Annotated in this window: 8 protein-coding genes and 1 pseudogene; 3 read left to right on the forward strand and 6 right to left on the reverse strand. The window is 61.3% G+C overall.

Going from position 1 to position 8,229, the window contains the following annotated elements; all coding sequences use genetic code 11:
• The 6 genes and pseudogenes from WC739_RS23130 to WC739_RS23155 all read right to left on the reverse strand — a co-directional run.
• Positions 1 to 161 (reverse strand): annotated as a pseudogene (locus tag WC739_RS23130) (glycosyl transferase family 1); the annotation flags it as partial.
• A 34-nt stretch (positions 162 to 195) separates the two neighbouring features.
• Positions 196 to 1,527 (reverse strand): UDP-glucose/GDP-mannose dehydrogenase family protein, encoded by a 1,332-nt coding sequence (locus tag WC739_RS23135; protein ID WP_372955321.1) that lies wholly within the window; start codon positions 1,525 to 1,527, stop codon positions 196 to 198.
• Positions 1,528 to 1,588: 61 nt separating this feature from the next.
• Complete coding sequence (locus tag WC739_RS23140) at positions 1,589 to 2,449, reverse strand: family 16 glycosylhydrolase (RefSeq protein ID WP_372955322.1); 861 nt, start codon at positions 2,447 to 2,449, stop codon at positions 1,589 to 1,591.
• Positions 2,450 to 2,594: 145 nt separating this feature from the next.
• A complete protein-coding gene (locus WC739_RS23145; RefSeq protein ID WP_372955323.1) occupies positions 2,595 to 2,990 on the reverse strand; it encodes a hypothetical protein in 396 nt (131 codons plus the stop codon).
• Positions 2,991 to 3,279: 289 nt separating this feature from the next.
• On the reverse strand, positions 3,280 to 4,302 hold the full coding sequence (locus WC739_RS23150; protein ID WP_372955324.1) for a glycosyltransferase family 2 protein: 1,023 nt from the start codon (positions 4,300 to 4,302) through the stop codon (positions 3,280 to 3,282).
• A 324-nt stretch (positions 4,303 to 4,626) separates the two neighbouring features.
• On the reverse strand, positions 4,627 to 4,899 hold the full coding sequence (locus WC739_RS23155) for an exopolysaccharide production repressor exox (RefSeq protein WP_372955325.1): 273 nt from the start codon (positions 4,897 to 4,899) through the stop codon (positions 4,627 to 4,629).
• Positions 4,900 to 5,500: 601 nt separating this feature from the next.
• Between WC739_RS23155 and WC739_RS23160 the strand changes: the two genes are divergently transcribed.
• From WC739_RS23160 to WC739_RS23170, 3 genes are all read left to right on the forward strand, one after another.
• Complete coding sequence (locus WC739_RS23160; protein ID WP_372955326.1) at positions 5,501 to 6,178, forward strand: sugar transferase; 678 nt, start codon at positions 5,501 to 5,503, stop codon at positions 6,176 to 6,178.
• 99 nt (positions 6,179 to 6,277) lie between these two features.
• On the forward strand, positions 6,278 to 7,537 hold the full coding sequence (locus WC739_RS23165; RefSeq protein ID WP_372955327.1) for a polysaccharide biosynthesis/export family protein: 1,260 nt from the start codon (positions 6,278 to 6,280) through the stop codon (positions 7,535 to 7,537).
• Between the two features lie 120 nt (positions 7,538 to 7,657).
• Positions 7,658 to 8,215, forward strand: coding sequence for a DapH/DapD/GlmU-related protein (locus WC739_RS23170; protein WP_372955328.1), 558 nt, complete (start codon positions 7,658 to 7,660; stop codon positions 8,213 to 8,215).
• The last annotated feature ends 14 nt before the right edge of the window (positions 8,216 to 8,229 follow it).

The raw sequence follows: 8,229 nt of genomic DNA on the forward strand, positions 1-8,229 counted from the left end.
CGCGCCCTGAAGCCGAACATGCCTGCGCCAAACAGCGCGGCCAGAACGGAAGCCTCGTGTCCGTTCTCGCGCAATTGTTCGACCAGATGGTGGGTGCTCGACTGGACGCCGCCGCTGAACTGCGGCGTGTAGCCGGCGCCGCCTGCAAACAGAACTTTCATGGATCTGGGCTCCTTGTTGTGCCGCCTCCTGCCGTCAGGCCGCCATCCTGCCGATCGAGTGGTATTCGATGCCATGGCGGGCGACGACCTTGGGGTCGTAGAGATTGCGGCCATCGAAGATGACCGGCGTGGTCAGCGCGTCCTTGAGCGCATCGAAGGACGGCGCGCGGAAACTCTTCCATTCGGTGGCGATCAGCAGCGCATCGGCGCCGCGCAGCGCGGCCTCCTTGGTGCCGCACAGAAGCAGGTCGTCGCGCAGCCCGTAGATGGCCTGGCATTCCTGCATCGCCTCGGGGTCATAGGCCTGCACCGTAGCACCGGCCTGCCAGAGCGCTTCCATCAGCACACGCGCCGGCGCCTCGCGCATATCGTCGGTGTTCGGCTTGAAGGCCAGGCCCCAGAGCGCAAAGGTCTTGCCCTTCAGATTGCCCTTGAAATAGCCGTTCACCTTGTCGAACAGTACCGACTTCTGCGCGTTGTTGCGCTCCTCGACGGCGCGCAGCAGCTTGGCGTCGAACTTGACGCCCTCGGCCGTCTTGATCAGCGCCCGCACATCCTTGGGAAAGCACGAGCCGCCGTAGCCGAGGCCCGGATAGATGAAATGGTAGCCGATGCGCGGATCGCTGCCGATGCCCTTGCGGACTTCCTCGATGTCGGCGCCCAACTGCTCGGCCAGATTGGCCATCTCGTTCATGAAGCTGATCTTGGTCGCCAGCATGCAATTGGCAGCGTATTTGGTGAATTCGGCGCTGCGCACATCCATCACGATCATCTTCTCGTGGTTGCGGTTGAACGGCGCGTAGAGCTCGCGCATTACCGCCTCGGTATCCTCGCTGTTGGTGCCGACGATGATGCGGTCGGGCTTCATGCAGTCGGCGACCGCGGAGCCTTCCTTGAGGAACTCCGGATTGGAAGCCACGTCGAAGGCGAGGTCCTCGCGGCCTCTTTTCTTGAGCGTCTCGGCGATCCTGGCCTTGACCTTTTCGCAGGTGCCGACCGGCACGGTCGACTTGCCGACGACGATCTTGGGCGTGTCCATCTCGCGGCCGATGGTCTCGGCGACCGCCAGCACGTATTTGAGGTCGGCCGAGCCGTCCTCGCCGGGCGGTGTGCCGACCGCGATCATCTGGATCTCGCCATGCCTGACGGCGGCGGCGGCATCGGTGGTGAACTTGATGCGACCGGCGGCGTGGTTCTCCTTGACCAGGCTCTCCAGCCCCGGCTCGAAGATCGGGACGAAGCCCTGGTTGAGGCGCTCGACCCGGCCGGCGTCGATGTCGACGCACACCACCTCGTGCCCCACCTCGGCAAGCACCGCAGCCTGAACCAGACCGACATAGCCAATTCCAAAGACCGTCAAATTCATTCGGTTTCAATCCCATGCAAGGCGGCCGACCGCCGGTCCGGCCAGTTCAATTCATTGTCGACTATTTTACGCTGCATGCCAGCGATTCGGGAAACTGGCAGGGTTGGCCGAGCGCGGTGAATGCAACGCGCTCGATCTGCAAAGTGACCTTGCGGCCCGGATCGGCGAACGGGCCCATCCAACCCTTCATCGTATCGCTGCCCCAAAGGCTGAAGAAGATCTTCTGCGCATGGGTCGGCAGTTTCGCCGGATCGGTGATGGTGTTGACCAACTGGCCGTTGAGGTACCAGCGCAAGCTGTCCTTCTGCCATACGAAAGCGTAGTCGTTGAAAGCGGTTTCCGCCCCGCCCGCGACGGGGACGAGCTTTTCGTTCTTGCCCTTGCCGTCGATATAGGCGTTGACCTGCACCTTGGAGGTGTCCTTGGTCAGGACCTCGAAATCGATCTCGTCCCAGGGCTGCTTGTCGCTGGGTCCGATATAGGAAAAGAACGCCGCGTTGAGGCCGGAACCGGTATCGGTCTTGATCCGCGCCTCATAGGTGCCGTAGCCGAAGCGCTGCTTGGTCTGCACCTCGCCGCAGGCGAAGTCGCGGTCCTTCAGCTTCTGCTTTTCGAAACCGAGCGACAGAACGCCGTCGGAAACTGCGACCTGTCCCTTGGACCAAGTGCAATTCTGATGGCTGCCGTTGTTCCAGCCATCGGAAACATACCAGCGCGCACGATCGAAGCTCTTGAAATCATCGACGAATGACGGCGACGACGGAATGTCCTGCGCCAAGGACGGGGTCGTCGACAGGCAGCCGAGAGCTGCGAGGAGCAGTGCCCCGACCGTACTGAGGCGCTTGTCCGCATGCCCGGCCGGATGGGTGGATGGCTTTGCGCGGGTTGCCATGGTGGACGTTGTTTTCAGATCCGAACTCATATCAAACTCACCTTTGTGCTGTTTGTCCCCAACCCAAAGTCGACGTTTCGAACCGCGCCTGAACGGGCCAACCTTGACTTCCTTCGTTTACCCTCCCGAATAGCTTCCCCACCGGCATCGGATACGCGGTGCCAAACCTTCGCCGTCACCGACTGGCGATTCCCTGCGGCGTGGCCGATTCGCCGGCTTCGACCGCATTCGAATTCTCGTCGAAGACCATATCCAGCGAATGACGCAGTCGCTCCAGCATGCCGTTCTGGCGCGACAGCGCCGTTATGCGGCGTTCGCTGTTCAGGATCGACCTGGTCAGCGCGCTGACCTCGGACGACCTGCGGTCCGAGCTGGAGCCGTTTTCCATCGCCTCGACCAGAAAGGCGGCATTCGTCGATGTCTTGCGGTAGCGGCTCTCCAGGCCGGCTTTCTCGGCCTCGATTTCCGCGGCGATCTGTTCGAACAGCTTCGCCAAGCGATCAAGACGCGAAACATCGGTCTGCCGGTCGCGAGCCGGATCCCTTGATCTGAAACCGAATATCGATGCCATGAGTTCAGCTTCCTGTCATCGCCGGCCTATGGCCGGACTTCTGGCCGAACCCCGCCATGGGGCTCAAACAATGCGAATTTTCATTCTTCGGCTCTGTGACCGAAGGGGGCAGCGGGACCAACCGATCGGGGGCCAGTTCGGCTGTTCGTTCATTTGCTGCACCGCAACATAGACTGCCATTCCCAAGGCCGCGAGGCAACCACCCAATTCGTAAACTCATAAATCCAACCGAAATGGTCCGCTCTCCGACGCGCTTTTCGACGGCCAAGTCGGCTACCCACCGGCGAGGTCACGGTTGTTTGCCTGGCCCCCTGCCCGCCATGAGAAAACGCAGGGGCGGCACATGCCTGTCCCTGGACACGAAGCCAATGCGGCGGAACATACCTTCGAGCTTGTCGGCGGCGAGGCCGCGAGCGATAGGGATGAGGTTGGACGGGCTGGACAGCGCATAGGCGCCGGCCGCGGCCATCCCCCGCTCGGCCTTCACATCGAGGAAATTACGCAGCCGGTATTTGTCGCGCACGTGCCGCTCGTGCCGCCTCAACACCGCCCTGGAGCCTTCCGGCAGGCTGTCGATCGCCAGCAGTGCCAGATCCGCATCGGCCAGGCGCTTCAAATCCTGAGTCTTGTGGCGACCGCTCAGAGAATCGGCACGGACGATCGCGCCATAGCCGCAGGAGCGGATGACTTTGAATCGCGCGCCGCACGCGACCGCGCGCGCATAGAGTTCATAGTCCTCGCCCAGGCGCAGGCTCTCGTCGTAGCGCAGGCCGTGGCGGTCAAGGAAGGCGCGGCTGATCACCGGCTTGAGAAAACCCAGTTCCCCTCGTTGCACCCGGCGCCTGGAAATATTGCCCTCGACGAAGCGCTCGAAATCGAGGAATTCCGGATCGGCGGCAAATCGCGGGGCGACGATTTTCGTGGCGTCATCCGTCGCGCCATCCCTGATCAGCATGATGTTGTCGGCCGCGAAATCCCAGTCGGAGGCTGCAAACAGGTTGCGGAATCGGCCCTGGAGGAAGAAGTCGTCGGCGTCCAGAATGCTGATGAACGGCGATTTCGACCCGGCTATCGCGGCGTTGCGGGCGATGGAAGGGCCGCGATTGTCGTCGAAACGCATCACCACGAGCCGCCCGCTGCCATCATCGGCGGACCTGGCGACTGCGGCGGTCGCATCGGTGGAAGCGTCGTCGACGACGACGATTTCCGCTACTTCCGGTTCGCGCAAGGCGGAGGCGATGGCGACGGCAATTGTCGGCGCCGCGTTCCTGGCCGCGATGATCACGCAGACTTCGGGTGATGTCATCGACATGGATTTGCCTCCTGACAGGTAATCGACTTGGGTCCGCCCTCACCCATGCAAAGTCCGCGCGAATCTCCATCACCGGGGGATGGTGTCCGATGTCGTCGGAGAACGTGCAGCGTCATCGGCCAGACCAGCTTGACCGGTCCGGGCCGCACAATTCAATAACACAGTTCGCCGCCACGGCCACGGCGACGATGCCCGCCTCGGTGCCAACCCGAAGGACGCTGTCATGGCGCCGGATGTTTGCGATCAAAGGGTGTCGTCCATTCGGACGATCTCAGTTGCCGAAGCACATGCCGCAAACGGCTTCCGCAGGGGGTCGCGTTGCGGCTAGTGCAGGCTGCGCCTGGCGCCCAACTTCTCGCCTTCGCCCACTTCGGACGATTTCAGTTTTCTTTCCGCGTCGCGAGCCATGTCGGCAGGCGTGGGCGGGCTCGTGGCTATCAAAGCATAAACAAGCACGAAATAGCCTGCCTGGATGACGATGGCGCAGACGATGACGCGCACCAGCGTCGTGCCCATCGAGGCTCCGCCCAGCCACGACCAGCCTACGACGATCGCCAGAGCGAACAGCATTCCGACGATGAATTTTGGAAGCGCCATATACCCAACAGCCCATAAACCGGCTCGGGTTCATTGAATGATTGCCCCACCCGAGCGTCGTCCCATGTGACATGGGCCTTTAAGTCGCCCACCCTCGGCCGGTTGCTTCCGGCCTTTAAACCCGTCGTCACACTGACAGGTAATAGTCTGCAATTGTATTAAGGCGAACCATGGGCGGCAAGGGCAACTCCAGATATTTTTGATCGATATTTCGCCAGGGACTGCGTCATGCTGCAATGCACATAACGGGCTTCCGATAGGCCCAGCTTTGTTTGGTTCTTGATGGGAATTACAGATATTGGATAGTATTTTGCGTGGAATAGGTTGACTATCATGACATTCTAAAGCACTAATATGCCCACCGTTCCCGCACAGGGGGCGCTTCGCCCAAAAACCGCCGCAAAAATGTCGTCGTTTTTCCCACTACGCCCATTTATTGTCACAAAATCGCTAATTGTTCCGAAAATTGTGCACAGCTAGCTTATTATTTAGTCAATTCATGACGGGACTATTTCAGAGGGGTGGGAAATTGTGTGTTGCGCTGCAACATTTTTTTGATATCGTGCGCTGAACCATCCGTTCAACGCATGGAGTTTACGGCATGAGGGATGTTGCCAAGTCGGCCACTGCGGATTTTTCGCAGGCCGACATCGATTTTCCGCCGCCGATCGGCGGTCTGGTCAAGCGAGGCTTCGATATCGTCGGCGCCCTGGTAGGATTAATCGCACTCAGTCCGCTGTTTGTGATGATAGCCCTGCTCGTCAAATTTTCGGACGGCGGCTCGATCTTGTATGGCCACAGGCGCATCGGGCGCGGCGGGCGGGTTTTTCCCTGCCTGAAGTTCCGCACCATGGTTCCGGATGGCGAAAAGGCGCTTGCTGCCTATCTTGCCAGCAACCCGGAAGCCAAGGCGGAGTGGATAACGACGCGCAAGCTGAGGAACGACCCGCGAGTGACCCGCGTCGGCGCCGTCTTGAGGAAACTCAGCCTCGATGAACTGCCGCAGATCCTCAACATCCTGCAGGGAGACATGAGTCTTGTCGGCCCTCGTCCAGTCGTGCGCGATGAACTGGATATCTATGGCACCTCCGCGGTCTACTACCTGAAGTCGCGTCCGGGCCTCACCGGCCTGTGGCAGGTCAGCGGCCGCAATGATGTCTCCTATGACAGCCGCGTCGCGTTCGATCGCCACTATGTCGAGAACTGGTCGCTGATCGAGGACGTGCGCATCATAATCAAGACAGTCCCGGCGGTCTGGATGTCGCGCGGCTCTTACTGACCAGCCGGTCGCCGGGACCAAGGTCCGGCTAGAGATTCGGCGGCAAGCTCATCGGGCGATGGGGCTACATCGGATCGGATTGTTCAGTTGAAAAATGCCATGTTCGAAGCCTTTCGCGGCGGCCCGTCTTCGGCCCGCTTGCATGCACGGCTTGCAGCCACGTGCCTTGCCGTGTCGCTGGTCATCCCTCGCATCGCCGCCGCCGACGAGTACCACCTCGGCTCGCAGGACAAGCTCACCATCCGCGTCGCGGAGTGGCAGACTGTGGAGGGTACATTCCGCGACTGGTCGGCGGTCAATGGCGAGTACACTGTCGGTCCCGCCGGCACGCTTTCGGTGCCGTTCGTCGGCGAACTGCCCGCGTCCGGAAAAACCACATCCGAGGTCGCTGCGGCGATCGGCGAAGCGCTGCAGCGAAAACTTGCCCTGTCGGACAGGCCTGAGGCCTCTGTCGAAATGGCGCAGTTCCGGCCGTTCTACATTTCAGGCGAGGTGCAGACGCCGGGCCAGTTTCCCTTCGTCCCCGACCTGACGGTGCTGAAGGCCATCAGCGTCGCCGGCGGCATCAGGCGAATCGCCGACTATGGCCCCCAACTCGGCAAGGACCTGGTCACCGCCAAGGGCAATTTCGACATTTATGACGACCAGCACGTCCGGCTGATCGTGAGGCGCGCGCGCATCGATGCCGATATGGCGGACAAGACGAGTTTCGAGGTGCCGAAGGAGGTCGAGGGCGATCCGAGGCTGCCGACCATCGTCGCCGACGAGATGACGATCCTGGCGGCCGACCAGAAGGCGCTGAAGCTGAAGCTCGAGGCGCTCGACGACCTGAAAGGCGTCCTGCAGGCCGAAATCGAATCTCTGCAAAAGAAGGTCGTCAACCAGCAGAAACAGGTCGACCTGGCGCAGCAGCAACTCGCCGGCATCGGCCCGCTGGCGCAGAAAGGCCTGGTCGCCAATTCACGGCTGCTGGATTCGCAGCAGACCGTCGCCGACCTGCAGGGCAAGATCCTGGATTATGAAACCGCCATTCTCACGGCCAGGCAGTCGATCAGCAAGGCGACGCAGGACGCCATCGATGCCCGGAACTCCTTGAGTTCCACCCTTGCCGTCGACCGCCAGCAGACCGAAGCCGACCTCAACGAGGCCGCGCTGCGGGTGAACATGCAGAAGGGCCTGATGGTTGTAGCCAACGATCCGTCGATCAGGGCCGCCAGCGACAGTGACCAGCCCAGTCTGGTCTACTCGCTCGTGCGGGTCGTCAACGGCAAGAGCAGCGAGATCGCCGCTCAGGAAAATACGCCGGTGCTGCCCGGCGACGTGATCAAGGTAAGACTGGCGCCGATGGCCAGCCAGTAAGCGTTGGCCGCACCGGGCCGCCCGCCACGGCTCGTCCGTTCCCTTGACCCGGCCGAGAGGGGACAGCCTGCGAATGCCTCCGCCCACGGGACGATCCATACGGGCCAGAAGGGTTTCGATATGAACGTCCATCGTGTCCGACGGTTTATCAAAGGCAGGATCTATACCTTCCTGTGGCGCGCGCGAGGCATCAGGATAGCCGATCGCGTCTCGGTGCTCGGCGTCCCGCCGCACATCGCGGGGAAAGGTCTTGTCGAACTTGGCTCCCTTGTCTCCTTCCGCGGGTTCGGATCCCGTTCCTGGTTCCATGTGCTGCGGAATGCCCGCCTCTCCATCGGCGCCAGATCCTTCATAAACAGCGGCGTCATGATCGACGTTTCGACCGCCGTCAGCATCGGGAAAAATTGCCTTGTCGGCGATTGCGTCGTCATCCAGGATTCGAACTATCACGAGATCGATGAAGGCTCCGGCGTCAAGACGCGAGCCGTGGTGATCGGCGACAATGTCTGGATCGGCCGCAATTCCATCATTCTGCCGGGTGTCGAAATCGGCGACCACAGCGTGATTGGAGCAGGATCCGTGGTGACCAAGAGTGTGCCGCCGCGCAGCCTGGTTGCGGGAAACCCCGCGCGCATTATCCGTGAGATCGCGGCATCGCCAGAATACGTGCGTCTTTAGAACGGTTCCTGCTC

It is taken from the genome of Mesorhizobium sp. (assembly GCF_041661565.1).
In the GTDB taxonomy this organism is placed as follows: domain Bacteria; phylum Pseudomonadota; class Alphaproteobacteria; order Rhizobiales; family Rhizobiaceae; genus Mesorhizobium.